The 22,831-nt window shown below is 72.6% G+C and carries 23 protein-coding genes; 12 read left to right on the forward strand and 11 right to left on the reverse strand.

What is annotated here, in order from left to right; all coding sequences use genetic code 11:
• Positions 1-12 precede the first annotated feature (12 nt).
• The 3 genes from ABZW11_RS08060 to ABZW11_RS08070 are packed head-to-tail and all read left to right on the forward strand — an operon-like array spanning position 13 to position 2,171.
• A complete protein-coding gene (locus tag ABZW11_RS08060) occupies positions 13-927 on the forward strand; it encodes a serine hydrolase (protein WP_355413922.1) in 915 nt (304 codons plus the stop codon).
• Between the two features lie 31 nt (positions 928-958).
• A complete protein-coding gene (locus ABZW11_RS08065; RefSeq protein WP_355413924.1) occupies positions 959-1,531 on the forward strand; it encodes a dienelactone hydrolase family protein in 573 nt (190 codons plus the stop codon).
• A 40-nt stretch (positions 1,532-1,571) separates the two neighbouring features.
• Positions 1,572-2,171, forward strand: a complete 600-nt coding sequence (locus tag ABZW11_RS08070) for a TetR/AcrR family transcriptional regulator (RefSeq protein WP_355413926.1) — start codon at positions 1,572-1,574, stop codon at positions 2,169-2,171.
• A gap of 88 nt (positions 2,172-2,259) precedes the next feature.
• Here the strand turns inward: ABZW11_RS08070 and ABZW11_RS08075 are convergent, their stop codons facing one another.
• A complete protein-coding gene (locus ABZW11_RS08075) occupies positions 2,260-3,042 on the reverse strand; it encodes an SDR family oxidoreductase (protein ID WP_355413928.1) in 783 nt (260 codons plus the stop codon).
• Positions 3,043-3,128: 86 nt separating this feature from the next.
• Here ABZW11_RS08075 and ABZW11_RS08080 point away from each other — a divergent pair, with 86 nt between their 5' ends.
• The 3 genes from ABZW11_RS08080 to ABZW11_RS08090 all read left to right on the forward strand — a co-directional run bounded on the left by ABZW11_RS08080 (position 3,129) and on the right by ABZW11_RS08090 (position 5,890).
• On the forward strand, positions 3,129-3,974 hold the full coding sequence (locus ABZW11_RS08080; RefSeq protein ID WP_355413929.1) for a helix-turn-helix transcriptional regulator: 846 nt from the start codon (positions 3,129-3,131) through the stop codon (positions 3,972-3,974).
• 67 nt (positions 3,975-4,041) lie between these two features.
• Positions 4,042-4,632 (forward strand): TetR family transcriptional regulator, encoded by a 591-nt coding sequence (locus ABZW11_RS08085; RefSeq protein WP_355413931.1) that lies wholly within the window; start codon positions 4,042-4,044, stop codon positions 4,630-4,632.
• Positions 4,633-4,678: 46 nt separating this feature from the next.
• Positions 4,679-5,890 (forward strand): cytochrome P450, encoded by a 1,212-nt coding sequence (locus ABZW11_RS08090; RefSeq protein ID WP_355413933.1) that lies wholly within the window; start codon positions 4,679-4,681, stop codon positions 5,888-5,890.
• A gap of 206 nt (positions 5,891-6,096) precedes the next feature.
• Here ABZW11_RS08090 and ABZW11_RS08095 read toward each other — a convergent pair whose 3' ends face one another.
• Both ABZW11_RS08095 and ABZW11_RS08100 read right to left on the reverse strand, forming a co-directional pair.
• Positions 6,097-6,768: a response regulator transcription factor gene (locus tag ABZW11_RS08095; RefSeq protein ID WP_355413935.1), complete on the reverse strand. Its 672-nt coding sequence runs from the start codon at positions 6,766-6,768 to the stop codon at positions 6,097-6,099.
• On the reverse strand, positions 6,753-7,937 hold the full coding sequence (locus ABZW11_RS08100; RefSeq protein WP_355413937.1) for a histidine kinase: 1,185 nt from the start codon (positions 7,935-7,937) through the stop codon (positions 6,753-6,755). Before ABZW11_RS08100 ends, ABZW11_RS08095 begins: the two co-directional genes overlap by 16 nt.
• A 237-nt stretch (positions 7,938-8,174) precedes the next feature.
• Here ABZW11_RS08100 and ABZW11_RS08105 point away from each other — a divergent pair, with 237 nt between their 5' ends.
• Together ABZW11_RS08105 and ABZW11_RS08110 are read left to right on the forward strand one after the other, a co-directional pair.
• Complete coding sequence (locus ABZW11_RS08105; RefSeq protein WP_355413939.1) at positions 8,175-9,107, forward strand: ATP-binding cassette domain-containing protein; 933 nt, start codon at positions 8,175-8,177, stop codon at positions 9,105-9,107.
• On the forward strand, positions 9,104-11,362 hold the full coding sequence (locus tag ABZW11_RS08110) for an alpha/beta fold hydrolase (RefSeq protein ID WP_355413941.1): 2,259 nt from the start codon (positions 9,104-9,106) through the stop codon (positions 11,360-11,362). The genes ABZW11_RS08105 and ABZW11_RS08110 overlap by 4 nt, the downstream gene beginning before the upstream one ends.
• A gap of 68 nt (positions 11,363-11,430) precedes the next feature.
• Here the strand turns inward: ABZW11_RS08110 and ABZW11_RS08115 are convergent, their stop codons facing one another.
• The 7 genes from ABZW11_RS08115 to ABZW11_RS08145 form a co-directional block, all read right to left on the reverse strand.
• A complete protein-coding gene (locus ABZW11_RS08115; protein WP_355413943.1) occupies positions 11,431-13,233 on the reverse strand; it encodes an alpha/beta fold hydrolase in 1,803 nt (600 codons plus the stop codon).
• An 11-nt stretch (positions 13,234-13,244) separates the two neighbouring features.
• Complete coding sequence (locus ABZW11_RS08120; RefSeq protein ID WP_355413945.1) at positions 13,245-13,814, reverse strand: TetR/AcrR family transcriptional regulator; 570 nt, start codon at positions 13,812-13,814, stop codon at positions 13,245-13,247.
• Between the two features lie 69 nt (positions 13,815-13,883).
• Positions 13,884-14,639: a GntR family transcriptional regulator gene (locus tag ABZW11_RS08125; protein ID WP_345406961.1), complete on the reverse strand. Its 756-nt coding sequence runs from the start codon at positions 14,637-14,639 to the stop codon at positions 13,884-13,886.
• Positions 14,640-14,648: 9 nt separating this feature from the next.
• A complete protein-coding gene (trpA, locus tag ABZW11_RS08130; RefSeq protein ID WP_355413947.1) occupies positions 14,649-15,440 on the reverse strand; it encodes a tryptophan synthase subunit alpha in 792 nt (263 codons plus the stop codon).
• Positions 15,437-16,594, reverse strand: a complete 1,158-nt coding sequence (gene trpB / locus ABZW11_RS08135; protein WP_355414062.1) for a tryptophan synthase subunit beta — start codon at positions 16,592-16,594, stop codon at positions 15,437-15,439. The genes trpA and trpB overlap by 4 nt, the downstream gene beginning before the upstream one ends.
• A gap of 274 nt (positions 16,595-16,868) precedes the next feature.
• Complete coding sequence (locus ABZW11_RS08140; protein ID WP_355413948.1) at positions 16,869-17,891, reverse strand: HAMP domain-containing sensor histidine kinase; 1,023 nt, start codon at positions 17,889-17,891, stop codon at positions 16,869-16,871.
• Positions 17,888-18,535 carry a response regulator transcription factor gene (locus ABZW11_RS08145; RefSeq protein ID WP_355413950.1) on the reverse strand — a complete coding sequence of 216 codons (648 nt, stop codon included), beginning with the start codon at positions 18,533-18,535 and terminating at the stop codon, positions 17,888-17,890. Before ABZW11_RS08145 ends, ABZW11_RS08140 begins: the two co-directional genes overlap by 4 nt.
• An 89-nt stretch (positions 18,536-18,624) precedes the next feature.
• Between ABZW11_RS08145 and ABZW11_RS08150 the strand changes: the two genes are divergently transcribed.
• The 4 genes from ABZW11_RS08150 to ABZW11_RS08165 all read left to right on the forward strand — a co-directional run bounded on the left by ABZW11_RS08150 (position 18,625) and on the right by ABZW11_RS08165 (position 21,790).
• Positions 18,625-18,948, forward strand: coding sequence for a hypothetical protein (locus ABZW11_RS08150; RefSeq protein ID WP_355413952.1), 324 nt, complete (start codon positions 18,625-18,627; stop codon positions 18,946-18,948).
• Positions 18,948-20,342: a S41 family peptidase gene (locus ABZW11_RS08155; protein ID WP_355413954.1), complete on the forward strand. Its 1,395-nt coding sequence runs from the start codon at positions 18,948-18,950 to the stop codon at positions 20,340-20,342. The genes ABZW11_RS08150 and ABZW11_RS08155 overlap by 1 nt, the downstream gene beginning before the upstream one ends.
• Before the next feature lie 29 nt (positions 20,343-20,371).
• Positions 20,372-20,647 (forward strand): recombinase family protein, encoded by a 276-nt coding sequence (locus tag ABZW11_RS08160; protein WP_355413956.1) that lies wholly within the window; start codon positions 20,372-20,374, stop codon positions 20,645-20,647.
• Between the two features lie 273 nt (positions 20,648-20,920).
• The gene (locus ABZW11_RS08165; RefSeq protein WP_355413958.1) at positions 20,921-21,790 is read left to right on the forward strand and encodes an oxidoreductase; all 870 of its coding nucleotides are present in this window, start codon (positions 20,921-20,923) and stop codon (positions 21,788-21,790) included.
• On the opposite strand, the gene ABZW11_RS08170 is transcribed toward ABZW11_RS08165, so the two are convergent.
• On the reverse strand, positions 21,787-22,812 hold the full coding sequence (locus tag ABZW11_RS08170) for a helix-turn-helix domain-containing protein (RefSeq protein WP_355413960.1): 1,026 nt from the start codon (positions 22,810-22,812) through the stop codon (positions 21,787-21,789). The two genes, ABZW11_RS08165 and ABZW11_RS08170, sit on opposite strands and share 4 nt — an antisense overlap.
• Between the last annotated feature and the right edge of the window lie 19 nt (positions 22,813-22,831).

Raw genomic sequence — 22,831 nt, forward strand, 5'->3', positions numbered from 1 at the left:
ACGCTGGCCGGCATGCGGAGATTCGTGATGCTTGTGCTGGTGTGCGTGCTGTCCGGGTGCGGGGTCGCCTCCGGCACGGACGTGCCGCTGCCGTGGCCGGACGAGGGGCAGGCCGCGGTGGAGGTCGTGGGCGTGGGCGGCCTGGGTTCGAGCGGGGGCGCCGAGCCGGTGCCGATCGCGAGCGTGACGAAGGTGATGACCGCGTACGTGCTGCTGCGCCGTCACCCGCTCAGGCCGTCCGGCCAGGGCCCGTGGATCACCGTGGACCGGACGGCGGCCGAGGAGTCCTTCCTGCCGCAGGAGTCCACCGTCCCGCTGGTCGAGGGCCGGCGGATCCGGCTGCGGCGGCTGCTGGAGCTGATGCTGGTGCCGTCCGGCAACAACGCGGCCCGGCTGCTGGCCCGGTGGGACGCCGGCTCGGAGGAGCGCTTCGCCGTCCGCATGAACGCCGCCGCGCGCCGCCTCGGCATGACCGCCACCACGTACACGGGGGCCAGCGGCATCGAGGACAGCACGGTCAGCACCGCGTCCGACCAGCTCAAGCTGGCCAAGGAGGCCATGCGCGACCCCGTCTTCCGCGCGGTGGTGGCGCAGGCGGACACCGCCGTGCCGGGCGACTCCAGGCGGCTGCCCAGCACGAACACGCTGCTGGGCACGCACGGCGTGATCGGCGTGAAGACCGGCTCGGGCACCGCCGCGGGCGGCAACCTGATGTGGGCCTCCCGGGTCGAAGGTCGCCTGGTGCTGGGCGTGATCCTCGGCCAGGCGGCCGGCACCAACCCGGTGGCGGGCAAGGCGGCGGCGCTGGAGGCGGGCGCGCGGATGAGCGCGGCAGTGGAGCAGTGGCTACGCAAAGGGGTCACCGCCGCAGCCGGAGGCGCCGCGCTCGACCACCGGCTGCGCGCCGCCGCCCCCGCGCCCGCGTGAGCCGCCCCGCCGGGGCGGCTAAGCTGCGCGCATGGCACGGATTCTCCTCTTGCACTCGATGTACGGCCTGCGGCCCGCCGTCCACCAGGCCGCCGACAGGTTGCGGACGGCCGGACACGAGGTGCACGTGCCCGATCTCTACGACGGCCGGGTGGTCGGCATCCCCGAGGAGGGCATCGCGATCAAGGAGGAGCTCGGCCGCGACGAGCTGCTCAAGCGGGCCGTTGCCGCCGCGGCCCCGCTGTCGGAGCACGGCCTGGTCTACGCCGGCTTCTCGCTGGGCGCCGCGCTGGCACAGAACCTCGCCCTGGGCGACGAGCGCTCGCGCGGCCTGCTGCTCATGCACGGCACCTCCGACATGGCCGACGGCGTCGCGGCCGACGACCTGCCGGTGCAGCTCCACGTCGCCGACCCCGACACCAGCGAGCCGGCCGACTGGCTCAACGCCTGGTACATCCAGATGCGCAGGGCGCGGGCCGACGTCGAGGTGTTCCGCTACGCGGGCGCCGGCCACCTGTTCACCGACCCCGACCTGCCCGACTACGACCCCGAGGCGGCCGAGCGCGCCTGGGCGATCGCGCTGGACTTCGTGGCCGACCTGTGAGACCCGCCGGTCTCACCGCACATCGAGAGGGAGACGGACGATGCCGACCGGCATTGCCATCCGCGACGTCCGCGCGCAGCTGTTCGGGGCGGCCGAGCGGGTGCTGCTGCGCGCCGGCCCCGAGGGCCTGACCAGCCGGGCGCTCACCGCCGAGGCGGGGGTCGCCAAGGGGGTGCTGCACCGCCACTTCGCGGACTTCGACGCGTTCCTCGTCGAGCTGGTACGCGACCGCATCGCCCGCCTCGACGCCCAGGCCGCCGCGCTCGTCGCCGCCGCGGGCACCGGCACGGTCGCGGGCAACCTCACCGCCGCGCTGATCGAGCTGTTCGACCCGGTCACCGTGTCGATCGCCGGTTTGATCATCTTCCGCGACGAGCTGCGCGCCCGCCTGCGCCAGTCCACCCCGTCCGGGGTCCCGCTGCTGGCCGAGGGGGTTGCCATGCTGCGGTCCTACCTCGCCCGCGAGTGCGAGCTGGGCCGGGTCGCCGCCGACACCGACGCGGCGACGCACGCGCTGACTCTGGTCGGGGCCGGTCACCTGCTGTTCGCCGACCGCGCGGCGGGGCCGCCCGAGGAGCAGGCGGTGGCGGCCATGGTCAGCACGGTGATCGCCGACATCGTCCAGCGACGCCTCCTCTGACCGCGCGAGCAGGCCTGGATCAGGCTGCTTCGACCCTCGCGCGGGCCGGGCCGCGCCGGGCCGCGTGCGGGTCGGAAACCCGCGCGGGTCAGGCGCCGGCGCCGCCGTCCACCGGGACGATCGCGCCGGTCACCATCGAGGCGCGGTCGCTGAGCAGCCACGCCGCCACCTCGGCGACCTCAAGGGGCTCGGCCATCCGGCCGAGCGGGGTCATGGCGGTCGCGTGCTTCTGGACGCCGGGTGTCATGGCCTCCCATTCGTCCATCATCTCGGTGACGGTGGCGCCGGGGGTGATGCCGTTCACCCGGATGCCGTCGGACGCCCAGCTCACCGCGGCGGTCTCGGTGATGCTGTTGAGCGCCCGCTTCATCGCCCCGTACGCCGGCAGCGCGGGGTTGGCGCGGCGGCTGCCGATGCTGGAGGTGTTGACGATGGCGCCGCCACCGCCGCGCCGCATCAGCGCGGCCTCGGCGGTCATGGCCGTCCAGTGCCCGCGGAAGTTCACCGCGAACTGCCGGTCGATGTCCTCGTCGCTGGTGGTGTCGAGCGGCCCGGGCTGCTGGATCGCCGCGCCGTTGTTGAACGCGCCGTCCAGCCGCCCGTGCAGCTCCTCGACCCGCTCGACCGCCGCGCGGACGCTCGCTCGGTCGGCCAGGTCCACGGCCACGGCGTCGGCGACGCCGCCGTCCTCGCGGATCTCGGCCACGATCTTGTCCAGTACGCCGGCGCTGCGGGCGGCGAGCACGACGGCGGCGCCCTCGCGGGCGAAGAGCCGGGCAGCGGCCTCGCCGATGCCGCGGCTGGCGCCGGTGATGAGCGTCACCTTGCCGGTGAGCAGGCCGACAGGGGCGGAAACAGTGGTGTTGGTCATGCGATCAGTGTCAGCCGGGTGGCCGGTGCGGATGCAGGCACAACCGGTACCAGGCTACGCGGCCACGCGGCGGGCACACTGGAGATATGGACAAACAGGAACTCGCGGCCTTTCTTCGCAGCAGGCGGGAGCGGCTCCGCCCGGAGGACGTCGGCCTGCCCTCGGGGCCGCGCCGCCGGACACCCGGCCTGCGCCGCGAGGAGGTGGCGGTGCTCGCGCACATCTCCACCGAGTACTACGTCCGCCTGGAGCAGGGCCGGGCGCCGCGCCCGTCGGGTGAGGTCCTGGCCGGGATCGCCGCCGCACTGCGGCTCACCGACGCCGAGTCCCGCCACCTCCACGTGCTGGCGGGCACCGCGGAGAGCCGTACCGGGCTGCACCCGCGCGACGTGCGCCCGAGCATCCTCGCGCTGCTGGAGCGGCTGCCGCAGACGGCCGCCTTCGTCACCTCTGCCGCGTTCGAGGTGCTCGCATGGAACCACCTGGCCACCGCGCTCATGGAGGACTTCGGCAAGCTCGCCCCGAAGGATCGCAACGTCGCGCGCCGGGCCTTCCTGCCCTGGACACTGGAGGGGCCCCGCCCGTACGGGATCTCCGACGCCGGCGTCTTCCGCCAGCACGTCGTCATGGAGCTGCGCCGCACCCAGGCCCGCTACCCGTCCGACCCCGAGGTCGCCGAGCTGATCGAAGAGCTGCGTACCGGCAGCCCCGAGTTCGCCCGCCTCTGGGAGCGGCACGACGTGCAGCCCGCGCCCACCCTCTCCAAGACCTTCCACCACCCGGTCGTCGGTTCCGTCACCGTGGACTGCGACTCGCTCGCGCTCACCGACTGCGACCAGCACCTCATCCTCTACAGCGCGCCTCCAGGATCCGCCGACGCCGAGGCCCTGGCGCTGCTGAACGTCCTCGGCCCCGACTACGCGAACCGTTAAGTCAACAGCGATTTACATCCACGGCCGGTCGCCGCTATCCTGCCGGAGTAAACGGAAAGGGACATCGATGACCGGAGGCGGCACCGAGGTCGTCCGGCGCCGCGACGCGGCCAGGACCCGGCAGCGGCTGCTCGACGCGGCGCTCAAACGCTTCGCGCACGACGGCTACGCCGCGACGACCGTCCGCGACATCACCGACGACGTCGGTGTCAACGTCGCCCTCGTCAACCGCTACTTCCAGTCGAAGGAAGGGTTGTTCGAGGCGTGCCTGGAGGCCGCGTCCGAGGAGCTGCGCCGCATCGCCGACCACGCCCCCATCCCCGACGCCATCAGGCACGTCATCACCGCGACCGGCGAGGGGCGGCTGACCGACGTGCTGCTGCTCCTGCTGCGCACGTCCGGTGACGAGCACACCGAGCGGATGCGCGTCGGGCTGCTCAGGTCCACCAGCGAGGACCTGGCCGCCGCGGCAGGATGGCGGCCTGACGTGCCTGAGGGTGAGCGGCTGATGCTGCGCGCCCAGCTGGTGCTGGCCCTGTCCGTCGGGGTGGCCACGCTGCGGGTCTCCACCGGGCTGCGGCCCCTGGCCACGGCCTCGGACGAGGACCTGGCCGGACCGCTGCGCGAGGCCGTGGACGCACTGCTGCCCAGGCCGTGAGCGCCGCTTCCGTCACATCGATGGGCCGTGATGAAGGGGGAGAGTCTTGACCATTGACTCCGCTGAGACGCTGCAGACCGCGCGCGGGTGCCCGTTCGCCCCGCCCGAGCAGCACGTGCGGCTGTTGCGCGAGCGGCCCGTCGCCAAGGTCAAGCTGCCCACGGGCCGCGACGCCTGGGTGGCCACCCGCTACGAGGACATCAGGACGGTTCTGAGCGACCCGCGCTTCAGCGCGAACCGCCGCCATCCCGCCGCGCCGCGCCTGGTCAACGACGGCAGCGAGCAGCCCGCGTCCTCGCCGCTGCCGAAGATGATGCTGGAGATGGACCCGCCCGAGCACGGGCCCGTCCGCCGGGCCGTGGTCGGCGAGTTCACGCTGCGGCGCATCGCCGCCATGCGGCCGCGCATCCAGCAGATCGTGGACGAGCACCTGGACGCCATGCTGGCGGGTCCGCGCCCGGCCGATCTCGTGCACGCCGTCGCGCTGCCGGTGCCGTCGCTGGTGATCTGTGAGCTGCTCGGCGTGCCGTACGACGACCACGACTTCTTCCAGACCAACTCCGCGCAGCTGCTCAACCGGCGCGCCAGCGAGCAGGAACGCCAGCACGCGGTGCTGGAGCTGGCCGTCTACCTCGACAAGCTGATCACCGCCAAGGAGCAGCAGCCCACCGACGACCTGCTCGGCCGTCAGATCGCCAAGCAGCGCGAGACCGGCACGGTGGACCACCAGGCGCTGATCAGCCTGGCGTTCCTGCTGCTCATCGGCGGTCACGAGACGACCGCGAACATGATCTCGCTGGGCACGTACCTGCTGCTCCAAGAGCATCCCGAGGCGGCGCAGGCGCTGCGCGAGCACCCCGAGAAGGCCGAGCACGCCGTCGAGGAGCTGCTGCGCTACTTCACGATCGCCGAGTTCGCGATGGCGCGGGTCACGCTGGAGGACGTCGAGCTGAGCGGCACCGTGATCCCGGCCGGGTCGGGCGTGCTCATGCTGGCCAACGCCGGCAACCGCGACCCGGAGGTGTTCGAGGACCCCGAGCGGTTCGACATCGAGCGCGGCGCCCGCAACCACCTCGCCTTCGGCTACGGCGCCCACCAGTGCCTGGGCCAGAACCTGGCGCGGGTGGAGCTGGAGATCTTCTTCAGCACGCTGTTCCGCCGGGTGCCGACGCTGCGGCTGGCCGTCCCCGCCGAGCAGCTGTCGTTCAAGGAGGAGGCCACGGTCTACGGCATGCACGAGCTGCCCGTCACCTGGTGACCAGCAGGAACGCGCTCGCGACGCCGCCACCCAGGATCAGCTCCGATCCCAGGGTGGCGGCGACGTCACTTCTGCGGCGCCACCGAGCAGGATCGACAGGCAGATCGAGCCGACGATCTGCTGGGCAGTCGTCGATTCGCGGGTGTCGTAGAGCTGCCGGGTAGGCGACGGTCCGCTCACGCTGTTCCAAGCAATGCAGGTGAGCGCTACGCCGGTGGTCGTGATGGTGTGGGTGTGGCTTGCAGGTAGGCCAGAACCGCCATGACGCGCCGGTTGTGATCGTCGGACGGAGGAAGGCCGAGTTTGGCGAAGATGTTGTTCGTGTGCTTGCCGATCGCCTTGTCGGTGACCTGGAAGCGGGCGGCGATGGCCAGGTTGGACATGCCCTCCGCCATGAGCGCGAGCACCTCACGCTCCCGGACGGTCAGTGTGGCGAGCGGCTCGTCGCGGCTGCGGCGGGTCAGCAGCTGGGAGACCACCTCCGGGTCCATCGCGGTGCCGCCACCGGCGACCTGGCGTACCGCGTCGACGAATCTGTCGACGTCGCCCACCCGGTCCTTCAGCAGGTAGCCCACACCGCCGGAGTGGTCGCACAACAGCTCCCTGGCGTAGAGCTGCTCCACGTACTGCGAGAGGATCAGCACCGGCAGCCCCGGCACCTGGCTGCGCGCCTCCAGCGCCGCGCGCAGCCCCTCGTCGGTGAAGCCGGGCGGTAGCCGCACGTCGATCACGGACACGTCCGGGCGGTGCCTGACCAGGGCCTCCAGCAGCATGGGACCGTTGTCCACGGCCTCCACGACGGTGAAGCCGTTCGCCGACAGCAGGCGGACCAGCCCGTCCCTCAGGAGTGTCAGGTCTTCGGCTATGACAACGCGCACGGGACCTCCATGGTCAGTATGGTAGGGCCGCCTTGAGGGCTGCTCACAGTGAGCGAGCCGTCGAAGGCGGACAGGCGGTCCTCGATGCCACGCACTCCGGTGCCACCGTCACAACGCACCATGCCGCACCCGTTGTCGCCCACGGTCATGCGAAGCACGCCGGTGGTGTGCCGCAGCCGCACCCATGCGCGTGAGGCGCCGCTGTGCTTAGCCACGTTGACCAGCGCCTCGGCGACGGCGAAGTAGACGGCGGACTCCACGGGCGGTTGCGGGCGGCCGGGCAGATCGATGTCGACCTCGACCGGTATCGGGCACAGCAGCGCGGACGCCTCGATGGCGCCGGCCAGACCTCGGTCGGACAGCACCGGGGGATGAATGCCACGCACCAAGTCGCGCAGGTCCGTCAGCGCCTGGCCGGCCACCTCTCGCGCCTCGTCGATCATGCGGGCCATCTCGTCCGGATCACGGGAGCCGCGGGCCAGCCCCAGGTGCATGGAGATGGCGATCAGCTTGGCCTGGGCGCCGTCGTGCAGGTCGCGTTCGATGCGCCGCAACTCGGCGGCGCGCGCGTCGACCACCGCGGCTCGCGACGCGGTCAGCGCCCGGATCCGCGCGTCCGTCGCGGTGCCACCGTCCAGCAGCCGTCGCGCCAGTCGCGCCTGCCCGATGCGGAACTGGAAGATGGCCATGAGGGCGACCGCCGCGATAGCCACGATGGACAAGCTGAGCGCGAACGTGTTCAGCGTGCCCGTCTGCGCCGGCTGCAGCCGGAACCAGACGTAGTCCAGGGCGGCCAGCATCGCCCACACCGCCGCCACCGGAGCGGGGCCCGTGACGACGTGCACGGCCAGCCAGCCCAGTTCACGCCGCGTGCCGCGCCGGCGCGCTTCCGGCACCTCAGTGGCCCGCCATGGCCGGCCCATTTCACGCCGGTGACCTCCTGCGGCGCCGTCCCTGTCGAGTACCCGGCCCGCCCAGCGGCGCTGGTGGGCGGCCAGGCGATGGACGAGACCGAGCCCGAGGCCGAGCGGCGCCCGCCCGAGACCGGCCACCGGCACGAGGGCGGCGCTCACCACCACCAGAGCGAGCACCACCAGCGCCGCAAGGCCGGTGACCGCGTTCAGCGCCAGTGCCGCCAGGCTGCTCACCGCGTTCCGCGCGTACCCCACCAGAGCATTGACGGCCTGTCGCGCCGGCCCGCCGAACGCGGGTCGTATCCCTATCACAGGTGCAGTCTGCCCTGCCGGCGAGGAGAACACGGTGGGGCCGGCCCTACCCCTTGAGGTGGCTGTTTCCCACCCTGGCCGGTGGGCCGGCACCTATGGAGGCCGGAGCCCGGGGCCGCGAGGCTGATCCGGCCGATCGGATCGAGCTGATCGGCCGGATCTGGCGGACAAGGATGAGACGTGATCGAAGTGCGAGGGCTGAGCAAGCGATACGGCCGCACGCTCGCCGTGGACGACCTGACCTTCACGGTCAAGCCGGGCCTGGTGACCGGTTTCCTGGGGCCGAACGGAGCAGGCAAGTCCACGACCATGCGAGTCGTCCTCGGGCTGGAACTCCCCACCGCGGGTGAGGCGCTGGTGGACGGTCGCCCGTACGCGGCGCTGCGCCGTCCCATGCGCACGATGGGGGCGCTGCTGGAGGCCGGGGCGGTGCACGGCGGGCGTACGGCCCGCGACCATCTCGGCTGCCTGGCACGCAGCAACGGTATCGGCGTGCAGCGGGTGGCCGCCGTGCTCGACCAGGTCGGCTTGACCGACGTGGCGAACCTGCGGATCGGCGGGTTCTCCTTGGGCATGAAGCAGCGCCTTGGCATCGCGGCCGCGCTGCTCGGCGACCCGGCGGTGCTGATGTTCGACGAGCCACTCAACGGCCTGGACCCGGAGGGCATCCGCTGGATCCGCGACCTGCTGCGCTCGCTCGCGGCCGACGGTCGTACCGTCCTGCTGTCCAGTCATCTGATGAACGAGCTGGCCCTCACCGCCGACCACGTCATCGTCATCGGGCGCGGCCGGCTGATCGCCGACACGACGACGGACGCACTCGCCGCACGGTTCCAGCGCGATGTCTTGGTCCGCACGGCGCATCCGGATCGGCTGGCGCAGACCCTGCGCGCGCACAGCGCGAGCGTGACCGCAGACGCCCTGGCGCCGGGCGACCTGACGGTGCGAGGCATGGACGCGGCAGAGATCGGCGAGCTGGCCCTGCGGGCGGGCATCGCGCTGCGGGAGCTGACGCCGCGCAGCGCCTCGCTGGAGGAGGCGTTCATGGAACTGACCGAGGACAGCGTCCAGTACGGCGCCCGCCCCGCCACCGTCTCGGGGGTGCCCCGATGAGGGATGTGATCGCCTCGGAGTGGTACAAGCTGCGCTCGCTCCGCTCCAATGTCTACCTGCTGGCCGTCTCGGTCCTCGCCGTGCTGGTCTGCGCTGGGGTGGCGTACCTGGTGGGCCGGGGGTTCGACCGCCAGACGTTCGAGGAGCGGATGCGCTTCACCAGCAACGGCGCCGGGCTGGGCACCGGGCTGCCGGTCGCCTACTTCGTGCTGGGCACGCTGGGCGCGCTCTCGATCACCTCCGAGCACGCCACAGGGATGATCCGTACAAGCCTGGCGGCGGTGCCGCGGCGGCAGGTGTTCCTGTTCGCGAAGATCCCCGGGCTGGCCGCGGTCACCCTGGTCGCCGGCCAGGTGCTGGCGTTCGCGATGCATCTGGCCGCCCAGGCCGTCCTCGGTGACCGCGCCGGTCAGATGCTGCTTGACGGGGGCACCCTCGGCACCCCGCTTTCGGAGCCGGGCGTGCTCGCCACGGTGATCGTCGCCGGGCTGTCCATGACGGCCGCGGCGCTGATCGGGCTCGGTGTGGGGGCGGCGATCCGGTCGACCCCCGGCAGCCTGGTCGCGCTCGTCATGTTCTTCCTGGTGATCCCGATCGTCGCCCAGGCGCTGCCGTCGCCGCTGCGTTCGCAGGTGGGCTCGTACATGATGGAGAATCTGCCGTCGCAGATCGCCGGAGTGGGCGGCGGCCTGCTGCCTTCTGGGGCGGCGGCCGCGCTGCTCGTCGTCTACGTCGCCGCAGCCCTGACGGCGGGCGCGACGGTGACCGCGCTCAAGGGACGCCTCAAGGTGGCGGCCGTTGGAGCGGCCGCCACGCTTTCGGCCGCGCTGGTGGCGGTGCCCGCCACCGCAGACTCGGCCGGCTCCGGCCCGTCCTCGCTGGCTTGGGGACCGTGTACCGACAAGGACGCCCCTAAGGACATGCGCTGTGCCTCCGTCCAGGTGCCCCTCATCTGGACGGAGCCCGCGGGACGGAAGATCACCGTGCCCATCGCGATGCTTCCGGCCTCCGGTGCGGCACGCCGGATCGGCACGGTGTTCGCCATCCCCGGCGGTCCCGGTGTGTCGGGCATCGATGAGCTGAAGCAGTTCCACGCGAGGTTCGCCAAGCTGCGTGACCGCTTCGACGTGGTCACCTTCGACCCGCGCAACACCGTCAAGCCCGGCGGCGTACTGCCGTACGAGTGCCTGGCCACCGGCCCTTACATCACCCTGCCGGACACCCGTGCCGAGTACGCCGCACTCGCCCGGACCAACCGCGAACACGCGCAGCGGTGCCGGTCGGCGGACCCGGCTTTCTTCGACCACATGGACTCGGCCTCGGTCGCCCGCGACATCGAGGCCGTCCGCACCGCGATGGGCGAGCAGCGGCTGAGCTTCCTCGCCACCTCCTACGGCGGGCATCCCGCGCTGGCCTACGCCCGCCTGTTCCCCTCCCGCATCCGCGCCATGGTCATGGACGGCACCGCCGGCCATGTCGAGGAGACGGTGGCCAGGGAACCCTCCATGTATCTGAGGGCGGAGAAGGCACTGGAGCGGTTCGCCGCCTGGTGCCGTTCGGCCACGGCCTGCGCCCTGCACGGGCAGGACACCGGTGAGGTGTGGCGTCGGCTGGTGGTCGCCGCCGACCGCTCACCCGTACCGGTGCACAACGACCCGACCGGAGCCGCCTACACCGGGTTCGACCTGAAGGTGGCCGCCGCCCCCAGCTTCATCTCGCCCGGCCCGGAACCGGACGTGCCGCGCTGGGTCGAGCTGGCCGAGGCGATCAAGAAGGCCGCCGAGGGCGACGCCTCCGGATTCGCCGAGTACGTCCGTCGCGCCACCGGCAGCCCCAAGCTCCCCTCACTCGCCGGGCAGAACATGACCCACTGCCTCGACGGCCGAGCATACGAGAGCTACGCGGCCTACCGCAGCGCACTGCGCAGGGCGCAAGAGCTGTCGCCGAACTTCGCGGGGCAGCGGGCGTGGTGGCCGCTGGGCTGCGCCGGTTGGCCCGCTCCCGTCACCAACCCGCCGACGCCGCTGCCCACCAGCGGTCTGGTGCCCTTCCTCGGAGTCGGCAGCTGGACCGACCACGACGAGGTCGCCGGCATCATCCGCCACGTGCCGGGCTCCGCAAGCGTCCGCTACGACGGACATGGCCACGCGCTCTACGTCTACGGCAAGGGCGGCTGCGTCACCGCTCACGTCAACCGCTACTTCACCAGCTTGAGGCTCCCGTCCCCGGGCACCACCTGCCAGGCCACCGCATGACGACCGGCCGCACTTCCCAGTGCCGCAACCCTGGGGAATGCGGCCGCCGATGATCGAAGGGGCATGGATCAGCTGGCGCTCCGGGAGCCCACCTTGGCTTCGAGGTGGGTGGCGAGCGCCGCGGGGTGGGTGAGCTGCGGGAAGTGGCCGGCGCCGTCGATCGTGGTCACGGGGACGTCCACCGCGACGGTCAGCGGGTCGGCCGAGCCGACCACGATCTCCACGGGCACGTCGATGCGTTCCAGGAGCCGGCGGAGCTCGTCGCGCCGGCCGTGGGCGGCGCGCAGGGCGGCGACGAGGGCGCGGGCGCGGCCGGGGCGGGCCAGGTCGGCCGTGCTGCCCACCGGGACGTCCAGCGTCCTGGCCAGGCGGGCGGCCGGCAGGCGGCGCAGCAGCGGCACCGCCGCCCACGACCGCAGCAGCCGGGAGGCGGGGTTCTGCAGGAACGCGGGAGCCACCAGCACCAGACGGGAGATCGTGCCGGGGTGGGCGGCGGCGTGGCGCAGCGCGGGGCCGCAGGCCAACGAATGCGCCACCAGCACCGGCCGCGTCGCCACCGGCTCCAACAGCCCGGCCACCCACCCCTCCGGCGTCCCCGTTCCGGCCGGCCCTGATCTGCCGTGGCCTGGCAGGTCGGCGGTCAAGGTGGAGGCGTGGAGCCGGTCGACGGTCGGCGTCCAGGAGTCGGCGTCCAAGGGCAGGCCGTGGAGCAGGACGTGACCGGGCTGCTCCCGGTCACCCCTCAGCCAGGTGCGCACGCCGGCCACGTCCTGGTAGCCGTAGCGGCCGGTGGGCGTGGAGGCGGTGCCGAAGCGGGCCGCCACCAGGGCGTCGGCCCAGGTCGTGAGCACGGTCTCGGTGGGCGGCAGGCTGAGGCCGGCCTTTTCGGCGAAGGCCCGCGCGGGCGCGGTGTCGTAGCGATCGGCCGACAGGAACGACAGCGTCTCGGGGTCCACGCCTGTCAGCGCCCGGGGGAGGCGGCGCAGCAGGCCGACCGGGATCGAGCGCCGGGGCGCTCGCACGCCCATGTGCCGGGCCAGCAGCGCGATGAGGTCCGGCAGGACGGGCGTGCGGTCGTCGAGGATCCAGTACGCCCGGCCTGCCGTCTCCTCGTGCTCGGGCAGCCGGGTCATGAACGCCGCGAGGTAGCCGACGTCCACGACCGGCACGAACACCTCGCGTCCGCCGGGCAGGGCGGGCAGGCGGCCGTGCCACAGGTCCGACACCACCGACGCCAGCCCTATGTACTGGCCGGGTCCGATGGCGGTGGAGGGGTTGGCGATGGTGAGCGGGATGCCACGCTCGCCGGCGCGGGCCCGCACTGCCGCGTCGCCCTCCTTCTTCGACGCCTCGTACGATCCCAGCCGCTGGTAGTCGGGCGCAGTGTCGTCCGCGCTGACGCGGTACCCGCTGACGTGCACGACGCGCCGCAGGGCCGGCAGTTCGGCCGCCCAGTCGAGGACGTTGAGCGCGCCGGTCACGTTCGCCGCCCGAGCCTCGGCGACGCTCAGCCCGAACGCGAAGCGGGCCGCGCAGTTGTAGACGTCGCGCACGCCGTCCAGGCCGGTGGGCGGCAGGCCGAGGCCGGTACGGGTGATGTCGGCGCGGACGACGCTCAGCCCGCCGAGCGGCACGTCCTGACCCGCCAGCCAGGCGGTGAGCCGGCCGGCGTCGCCGCGAACGGCGGCGGCGACCCGCCGCCCACGGCGCAGCAGCTCGGCCACCACGGAACGGCCGATGAAACCGCCCGCACCGAAGACGACGGAGTCCGGCGATCCGTCGGACGGATCAAGAGGGCTGGCAGAGCCGGGCAGGTCGTATGGGCCGGAGGAGCCGGGCCGGACGAGGGGACCGGGGGAGTCGGAGGGCATGGGGGTTCTCCTCATTGGGTGGTGAGCAGGAGGGCGGCGCGGCGGGCTGCGGCGTCGAGGGGGCGGCGGTGGCGGCGGGCTCTGGCCAGCAGGAGCGCGCCCTCGATCAGGGCGAGCACGGTCGTGGCGGTGTCGTCGGCGTCGGGGTGGCCGTCGGCGGCGAGCCGGTCGGCCAGGATGCGCTCCCAGGAGGCGTAGACCTCGGCGCACACCTGCTGGAGCACGTCATGAGTGGCCGCCAGCTCCAGCGCGACGGTGGCGACCGGGCAGCCCTTGCGCCACCCGGACGCCTCCAGCCGGTCACCGAGCAGCGTGATCATGCCGGTGAGCAGGGCCGTCGTGTCTTCCGCCGTGGCGGCGAGCCCGTCCACGGCGGCGGCGATCTCCCGCCCGGCCCGCCGCAGCGCCTCGGCGACCAGCTCGTCCTTGCCGCCGGGGAAGTGGAAGTAGAGCGAGCCCCGGGGCATCCCGCTGGCCGCGATGACCTGGTTGAGCCCGGCACCGAAGTAGCCCCCTGCTTCGATCAGCTCCTGGGTGGTGTCGAGCAGCCGTCCGCGCGTCTCCGCGCCTTTACGTCCCATGCCGAAAAAGTAGACCGGTCTGCATATTTTGGCAAAACGGCAAGCCGGCAAGCCGTTCAGGGGCGAAGGTCAGGTGGTGGCGCCCCAGGTGAGGGACAGGCCGGTGGCGGCGCGTTCGGTGCGGATCTCCATCATGCTGCCCAGGATGGTGGCGTGGTCGGACACCACCGGCGTGGCGTCGAGCGTCGCGGTGACGCGGGTGCTGACCAGCACCGGGCTGCCCTCGGGCTCGAGCAGGTGGCGGGCGGCCGCGGCGTCGAGCAGGCCGGGCCGCACCACCTCCGATGCGCGGGCGACCGCCACGCCCGCGTCGGCGAGCGCGGTGTAGAGGGAGACCTCGGTGAAGTCGCGGTCGCGGATGTGGTCGGCCATCGGCCGGCGTACCCAGGAGACCTGGTGGACGGCCGGGCGGCCGGCGAACTCGCGGACCCGCTCAAGACGCAGCGCGCTCTCGCCGGGCGGCAGCCGCAGCTCGGCGGCGATCCTGGCGGGAGCGCGCCGCACCGCCCGGCCGACGACGACGGTGCGCACGTCGTGGCCCTGCTTGCGCAGGTCGTCGGCCAGGCTGCGAAGCGAGTCGAGCTGGTACGCCAGATGCGGCGGCGCGACGAACGTACCCTTGCCCGGCCGCTGCACGATCAGCCGCTCGTCGCTGAGCTGCCGCAACGCCTGGCGCAGCGTCATCAGGGTGACCCCGTAGGAGGCGCTCAGCTCGCGCTGCGGCGGCAGCGCCTCGCCAGGGGCGTAGTGGCCGGACCGGATCTTCGCGGCGAGGTCGGCGGCGATGGCGCGGTATCTCGCCTCGTGCCCGGCTTCGGCGGTCATCGTGGTGCATCACTCCTGGTCGAGGGCCTCCCGCAGGCTCGTGACGAAGGCCCGCAGGTCATCCGGCCCCGCACCATCGAGCACCCGCCGCATGACGGCGGCGCCGACCACCACGCCGTCGGCGTGCCGGCGGGCCTCGCGGGCCTGGTCCGGGGTGGAGATGCCGAATCCTAGCAAGACCGGCAGGTCGGTGACCCGCCTGAGCCGCGCGGCGAGCCGCTGCGCCGACTCGGCGAGCGCGGCCCGCTCGCCGGTGGTGCCCATGACCGACACGGCGTAGACGAAGCCGCGGCTGCGGGCGCCGATCTCCGCCAGCCTCGGCTCCGGCGTGGTCGGCGAGGCCAGCAGGGCGGGCTCGATGCCGGTCGCCTTGGCCGCGTCGGTCAGCTCGTCCGCCTCGTGCACCGGCAGGTCGGGCACGATCAGGCCGCCGACGCCCGCCTGGCGCAGCGCGGCGCAGAACGGCTCGGGGCCGGCGTTCAGCACCAGGTTGTAGTAGGTGCTGACGACCAGGGGCACGCCCACGTCGGGCAACGCGGCGAGGATGTCGCGGGTGTTCGCGCCTCTTGCCAGCGCGGCCTGGCTCGCCTGCTGGATGGTGGGGCCGTCCAGTGTGGGGTCGGAGAAGGGCAGGCCGACCTCGATCGCGTCCGCCCCCGCTTCGGCGAAGGCGTGCAGGTAGCCGGTCCAGTCAGGTGTGATGCCGGCGGTGACGTACGGCATGAGCAGGCCGCGGCCGGTGTCACGGGCGGCCCGCAGGTGGCGTTCGACCGCTCCCGCGACCAGGACGGAGTCGTTCACAGCAGCTCCTTCAACGTCGCCATGTCCTTGTCGCCGCGCCCGGACAGCGTCATCAGCACCGTCGATCCGGCCGGCAGGTCGCCGTCGGCGGCCGCGCGGATGATCCAGGCGAGGGCGTGCGCCGATTCGAGTGCGGGCAGGATGCCCTCGGTGCGCGCCAGCCGTACGGCGGCGGCGACCGCCTCCTCGTCGGTCACCGTGACGTAGCGGGCCCTGCCCAGGTCGCGCAGGTGGGCGTGCTCGGGGCCGACTCCGGGGTAGTCGAGCCCGGCGGCGATGGAGTGCGCCTCGGTGATCTGCCCGTCGCCGTCCTGGAGGAACAGCGAGCGGGCGCCGTGCAGCACGCCGAGCCTGCCGCGCGCGGCTCCCGCGCCGCCCTCGGCCTCGACGCCGACCAGCCGGGCCGAGGTGTCGGCGAACCCGGCGAACGTGCCGGCCGCGTTGGACCCGCCGCCGACGCAGGCCACCACGTGCTCGGGGACGCCGGTGGGCAGCTCGGCGGCGCACTGGGCGCGCGCCTCGTCGCCGATGACCCGCTGCAGCTCCCTGACCAGATACGGGTACGGGTCGGGCCCGACGACCGAGCCGATGCAGTAGTGGGAGTCGCCGGTGGTGCCCACCCAGTGGCGCATGGCCTCGCTGGTGGCGTCCTTGAGCGTACGGCTGCCCGTGGTCACCGGCACCACCTCGGCGCCGAGGACGCGCATGCGGAAGACGTTCAGCTCTTGGCGTTCGATGTCACGGGCGCCCATGAACACCGTGGCGCGCAGCCCGAGCAGCGCGGCGGCGGTGGCGGCGGCCACGCCGTGCTGGCCCGCGCCGGTCTCGGCGATCAGCCTGGTCTTGCCCATGCGGGAGGCCAGCAGCGCCTGGCCGAGCACGTTGTTGATCTTGTGGGAGCCGGTGTGGGTGAGGTCCTCGCGCTTGAGATAGAGCCGCACGCCCAGCTCGTCCGACAGGCGGGCGGCGGGGGTGAGCGGGGTGGGGCGGCCGGCGTGCACGGCCAGCAGTGTGGCCAGGGCGCTGCGGTAGCCGGGGTCGGCCCAGGCGGCGCGGAACGCCTCGTCCACCTCGCGGCAGGCCTCCACCAGGGACTCCGGGGCGTACCTGCCGCCGTACGCGCCGAACCTGCCCCGCTCCCGGGGCCCGTTCATCGTCGCGTCGGGCGGGGCCGGGTCTCTCCAGGGCAGCGCGTCGTACATGCCGAAACTCCTCTCGTTATAGAACTCATCATAGAGTTCTATAACTGTGAGTGTGACACGGAACCAAGCGGACGCGCCACCGACCCCCGGGGTGTCGTCAACGAACGTGTCACCAGCCCGAACGGAGATGATCACGGCCTGGCAATCGGCGTATGATGGTCGCTTCGCCGGGACGGATCTTTGTTCTCCTGGTTCACCCGGACCGCCGGCGCCCGCGAGGAGAGGGTTAGGCGGAAGGCAGCGTGACGGTGACCTCGAGCCCGCCTTCCGAGCGCGGTCTGAGGTCCAGGTGGCCCTGGTGGGCGTCCACGATGGCGGCCACGATCGACAGCCCGAGTCCCAGGCCCTCGCCGCTGGCTTTGCGTCCCGCCTCCAGCCGCTGGAACGGCTCCAGCAGCGCGCCGATCCGGTCCGGCGGGATGACCGGGCCACTGTTGGCCACGACCAGGACCGCGTGGCCGTGCCGTACGAAGGTGTCGACGTTGACCCAGCCACCCGGCACGTTGTAGCGGCGAGCGTTGTCGAGCAGGTTGGCGACGAGGCGCTCCATCAGGGCCCGGTCTCCCAGGAACGGGGCGGGCGCGCCCTGTCCTGCGAGGTCGGCGAGGTCGAGTGGCTCGCGGCGGGCCAGCCCCTGCTGGCCGCGTGCGAGGGTGAGCAGGGCCTCGATCAATCGCTCCTGGTGCTGGCCCGCCGCCAGGAGTCGTACCAGGACCGAGCGCAGGTCCGCCTCGGGGTCAGCCAGGGCCACCTCGGCCATGGCGCGCTGGACCGTCAGCGGGGTGCGCAGCTCGTGGGAGGCGTTGGCGACGAAGCGCCGCTGCGCGGTGAAGGCGGCCTCCAGCCGGTCGAGCAGGTCGTCGAAGGTGTCGGCCAGCTCCTTCAGCTCGTCGTCAGGCCCGGAGGCGGCCAGCCGGCGGTCGAGCCGGTCGGCGGTGATGCGGCGCACGGTAGCCGTCATGTGCCCCAGGGGCCGCAGCACCTTCCCCGCCACCACCCAGCCCAGCCAGGTCGAGGCCACCGCCATGACGCCCAGCGTGATCAGGGAGGCCTGGAGCAGCCTGCCGGAGTCGGGGAAGGGTTCGGGAACCGAAAGCGCGCCTCCTCCGGGCGCCACCGGCGCCGGCGGCGCCGGCGGCGCGGGCAACCATCTGAGCAGGCCGAAGAAGAGCAGTGCCAGCAGCACGGCGGCGACCAGGAACAGACCCGAGTACAGCGCGGTCAGGCGCAGCCGTACGGTCTGTCTCATATGCGGTATCCCGCCTGCGCGACGGTCTCGATGAGCGGTGGATCGCCGAGCTTGCGGCGTAGTCGGCTAACAGTGACCTTGACGGTCTGGCTGAACGGGTCGGCGTACTCGTCCCAGGCGCGCTCCAGGAGCTGCTCGGCCGAGACGACCGCGCCGCGCGCGGCCAGCAGCAGCTCCAGCACCGCGAACTCCTTGGGGCTGAGCGCCAGCCTGCGGCCATCGCGGGTGGCCACCCGGGTGGCGGGGTCGAGCCGCAGGCTGCCGTGGACCAGGACGGGCGGCAGCGCGGAGGTGCTGCGGCGTCCGAGCGCGCGGATCCTCGCGACCAGCTCGGCGAAGGCGAACGGCTTGGCGAGGTAGTCGTCGGCGCCGACGTCGAGGCCGCTCACCTTGTCCTCGATCGTGCCGGCTGCGGTGAGCATCAGCACCCGCGCCGGATGCCCGGCCAGTGCCCTGCACACGTCGTCGCCATGCAGGCCGGGCAGGTCGCGGTCGAGCAGGATCACGTCGTAGTGGTTGATCAGGGCGCGTTCGAGCGCGTCAGCGCCGTCGAACACGACATCGACGGCCATGCCCTCACGGCGCAGCCCGGCGGCCACCGTGCGGGCCAGTTCCTCGTGGTCCTCCACCACCAGCACTTTCATGATCTGCCTAGCATGCCCAGGTGGTGGTTACAGCGCGGTAACCGCCGCTGTTTCCTCCCCGTAACCGGCCAGGAGATTGGCTGAGCGCCATGAAGACACGCAACCTGCTCTTGGCCGCCGCCACGGCCGCCTCACTCTGGGCGCTGCCAGCCGCCCTAGCCGGGACCGAGGCCGGCGACGGCGGCACGAAGTTCACCGCCTGCATGCGGGCCCAGGGCCTGCCCGGCTTTCCCGACGTCGCCGTCTCCTCCGACGGCTTGGTCAACCTCACCATCGGCAGCGAGCGGGTGGAGGCGTTGTCAGACAAGTACGGCCAGGCCGTCCGGGCCTGCCGGCACCTGCTGCCCGCCGGGGCTGTCCTGCCCGGCAGACCCATGGCACCGCAAGCCCCGATCGTGAGGTTTCCCGGCTGATGCCCAGAAAGCTGTGCGCCGCCGGGCTGGTAGCGGCCTGCGTCATGTTCGCACCCGCGTGCACATTCGTCTCGGCCTCCACCTCGACGCTCACCTCGACGCCCACGCCGGTTCCCACTCCGGTTCCCACGTCGACCTCCGGGCCGGCCAAGGGGTGCACCGCCATCACGGCACCACCGCCGCCACCGGCGTCGTCAACCTCGGTAGACACGCTCCGACAGGCGTACTTCTGCGTGCTGGACAACTACTACAGCGGACCGGTCATGGACTCGAAGGCGCTGCTGCAGAGCGCCTTCTCCGCCTACACACACGATCTGATGCGGCGCGGCGGCGACCGGGCCGATCTTCGGCTGCCCGCCTTGACCGGAAACCCCGGCACCGACTGGGCCGCCTTCGCGCAGGTCCTCGGCGTCGGCGACTCCTCCGCCCTGCACGCCGCGATCACCGGCATGGTCGCCGGACTGCACGACAACCACGCCCGCTGGGTCACGCCGGACCTTTCGCCCCAAGGCGAGCCGACCGGAACCGGCGTCGTCGGCGTGTCGGCCCAGCAGGGGCCTCAGCTCGATCCTGCGGCCCGGCCGCCACTGTTCATCACCCGCGTTCTGCCGGGCAGCCCCGCCGCCAGAGCCGACGTCAGGGCCGGTGACATCATCGAGAAGGTCAATGGCATGCCGGCGTTCATCGGATACGCCGTCAATCAGGCCATCCGCGACGCCTTCGTCTCCGACCGGGTACGGCTCACGCTCAAGCGGCCCACCACCGGACGGACCCGCGTCGTCGAGCTCAAAGCAGGCCCTGTTACGCGGCGACCCGCGGCGGTGACCTCTCGGAAGCTCGCCGACGGCGTCACCTACGTCCACCTGCCTGAATTCCACGAAGGCGTCGCCGACCAGGTCATCGCCAAGCTACGGGACAAGCCGAAAGCCGCGATCCTTGACCTACGCGGCAACGGCGGCGGCTCGCCTCGCGAGGTGACGCGCCTGCTCGGTGCGTTCGCGCACGGCAAGATCACCAGCTACTTCTGCCCTCTCAAGGGCGACTGCGTGCCCAACCGGACCGACGACAGCATCGCGCTGCTCGGCTCGCGCCTGATCATCCTCACCGACCGCGCATGCGCCTCGGCCTGCGACGACTTCAGCGCCGCGGTCAAGGACAACGGCCTGGGCACCCTCGTTGGGACCCGCACCGCGGGGGCGATCTCCGGCCCCAGCACGGCCTACCTCCTGGATGACGGCAGCGTCCTGCTCCTGCCCAAGGTCCGCCATCTCGGGCCCGCCCGGGAGGTCATCGACACCATCGGCGTGCCAGTCGACCACCACGCCCCCACGACCGCCCACGACCTGGCCACCGGACACGACCCAGGCCTGGCCAAGGCGCTGACGCTTCTCTAAACCCCCTGCCGATCCCCACCCGGGCCCTGGTGCGCCCCGGACTCGAGCGAGCCGTCGCCCTGGCGGCCGAGGTGCGGGCCTCCGGTCTGGCGACCACCCTGGTGATGCACGAGCACAAGCGGCTCGGGCGCGACCTGGCCGCCCTGGCCGATCAGCTACGCGCGACGGGCATCGGCCTGGAGTTCCTGTCCGGCGAGCTGCAGGACGGCCACGGCCCTTCCGGGGTCGTCTTCACCGTGCCGGCGGCGCTGTCGGGGATGGAACGCGCATACATCCGCGACCGCACCTTGGAAGGCCACGAATAGGCCGGCGCCGGGGGCAAGACGAAGGGCCAGCACCCCTCCCCAGCCACCGTGCTGCGCATGCTTCGCGACCACGACGAAGCGGCCAGGAGGCCCGCTGCGCGCGGGCTATGACCTGGAAAATGGCGCTCGTTCGAGGCTGGTGACACGTTCGTCAACGGCATCCCACCCCGGGTGAACTGGTATCCTGATCAAGCACCTGTGAGCCTCCTCGTCCGCCGCGAGGAGGCTTTTTTGTGCCCGGAACCGGGCGAACCCTCTTCGATGGAGATTGAGATGAGTGCAACGTGGCGGCTCGGCGACCTGACCGTGAGCAGGATCGGTTTCGGGGCGATGCGCCTGGCCGGGCGGGTCGCGTTCGGGTCCGACCAGCGCGGCCGTGACCGGGCGATCGCGGTGCTGCGGCGGGCCGTCGAGCTCGGCGTGAACCACATCGACACGGCGGCCTTCTACTTCACCGGCGACCTGGCGGCCAACGGTTTGATCAGGGAAGCCTTGGCCCCGTACCCGGACGATCTCGTCATCACCACCAAGGTCTGGCCGGCCCGCCACCCGGACGGCGGCTGGTGGTGGGCCACGCCCGAGCAGCTGCGCGGCCAGGTGGAGGACAACCTGCGGGCGCTCGGCCGCGACCGGCTCGACGTGGTGAACCTGCGCGTACCCCCCAGCAGGCAGGACGGCTCGATCGCCGAGCACTTCGGCGCGCTGGCCGAGCTGCGCGAGGCCGGGCTCATCCGGCACCTGGGCGTCTCCAACGTCACGGCGGAGCAGCTCGCCGAGGCGCAGGCCATCGCGCCGGTGGTGTGCGTGCAGAACGCCTTCGGCGTCGGCGCCCCCGCGCAGGAACGCGAGCTGCTGCGCGGTTGCGGACAGCAGGGCATCGCGTACGTGCCCTTCTTCGCGATCGCCGGCTCCGGCCGCGATTCGGGGACGGGGACGGGCGAGCACGAGGCCGTGGAGGAGGTCGCTCGCGCTCACGGCGCGTCACCCGCCCAGGTCCGCCTGGCCTGGACGCTCGCCCAGGGCCCGCACGTCCTCGCCATCCCCGGCACCGGCGACCTCGACCACCTGGCCGAGAACGCGGCGGCCGGCGCCCTGCGCCTCACCGCCGACGAGCTCACCCGCCTGAACGGCCTCGGCGCCTAGGGGCCGCGGAAGGTGGCGCGGTAGGCGGTGGGGGAGACGCCCAGCTCGGCCTTCATGTGCAGGCGCAGTGAGCCGGCGGTGCCGAAGCCCGCGGCGACGGCGATCTCGTCGACGGGCAGGTCGGTGCGTTCCAGCAGCGAGCAGGCCCGCTCCACGCGCTGCCGGGTGAGCCACCGCCCCGGCGAGGTGCCGATCTCGTCACGGAAACGCCGGGTGAAGGTGCGCGTGCTCGTCGCCTCCTGGGCGGCCAGCTCGCGCAGCGTGATGGGCCGGTGCAGGTTGGTCAGCGCCCAGCGGCGCGCCCTGCCGGTCGAGGAGACCTTCGGGTCCGGCATCGGCCGCCGCACGTACTGCGCCTGCCCGCCCTCGCGGTGGGGCGGGACGACGGAGCCGCGCGCCACGTCGTTGGCGACGGCCGCGCCGTGGTCGGTGCGGATCATGTGCAGGCACAGATCGACGCCCGACGCCCCGCCCGCCGAGGTGAGGACGCCGTCGTCGTCGGTGTAGAGCACGTCGGGGTTGACGACGACGTCGGGGAAGCGCTCGCGAAACCGGGCGGACGAGCGCCAGTGCGTGGTCGCCCGCCGTCCGGCCAGCAGGCCGGCCGCGGCGAGCACGAACGCACCCGTGCAGATGGCGGCGACGCGGGTGCCGGGCCGGATCCGCGCCAGCGCGGCGACGATCGCGGGTGCGAGCGGCTCGTCCGGGCGCTCGAAGTCGTCGTGCTGGAAGTCGTCGTGCTCGAAGTCGTCGTGCTCGAAGTCGTTCAGGGAGGCCGGCACGACGACGGTGCCGGCCTCGGCCAGCGCTTCGAGGCCGTGCGCGACGGTGAGGGTGAAGTCTCCGTCGGTACGCAGCTCGCCGGGCTCGGCCGCGCAGGTCACGACCTCGTACAGCGCGGCGCCTTCGGCCGAGCGCGCCTGGCCGAAGAGCCGGTGGACGATGCCGAGCTCGAAGGAGAGCGCCCGGTCACGGGCCAGCACGGCCACCCGGTGCCGCCCGTCATCGGAGAAAACGGACATGGCCCGATCTTCGCACATG

The organism is Nonomuraea sp. NPDC004580 (genome assembly GCF_040609855.1).
GTDB lineage: Bacteria > Actinomycetota > Actinomycetes > Streptosporangiales > Streptosporangiaceae > Nonomuraea > Nonomuraea salmonea.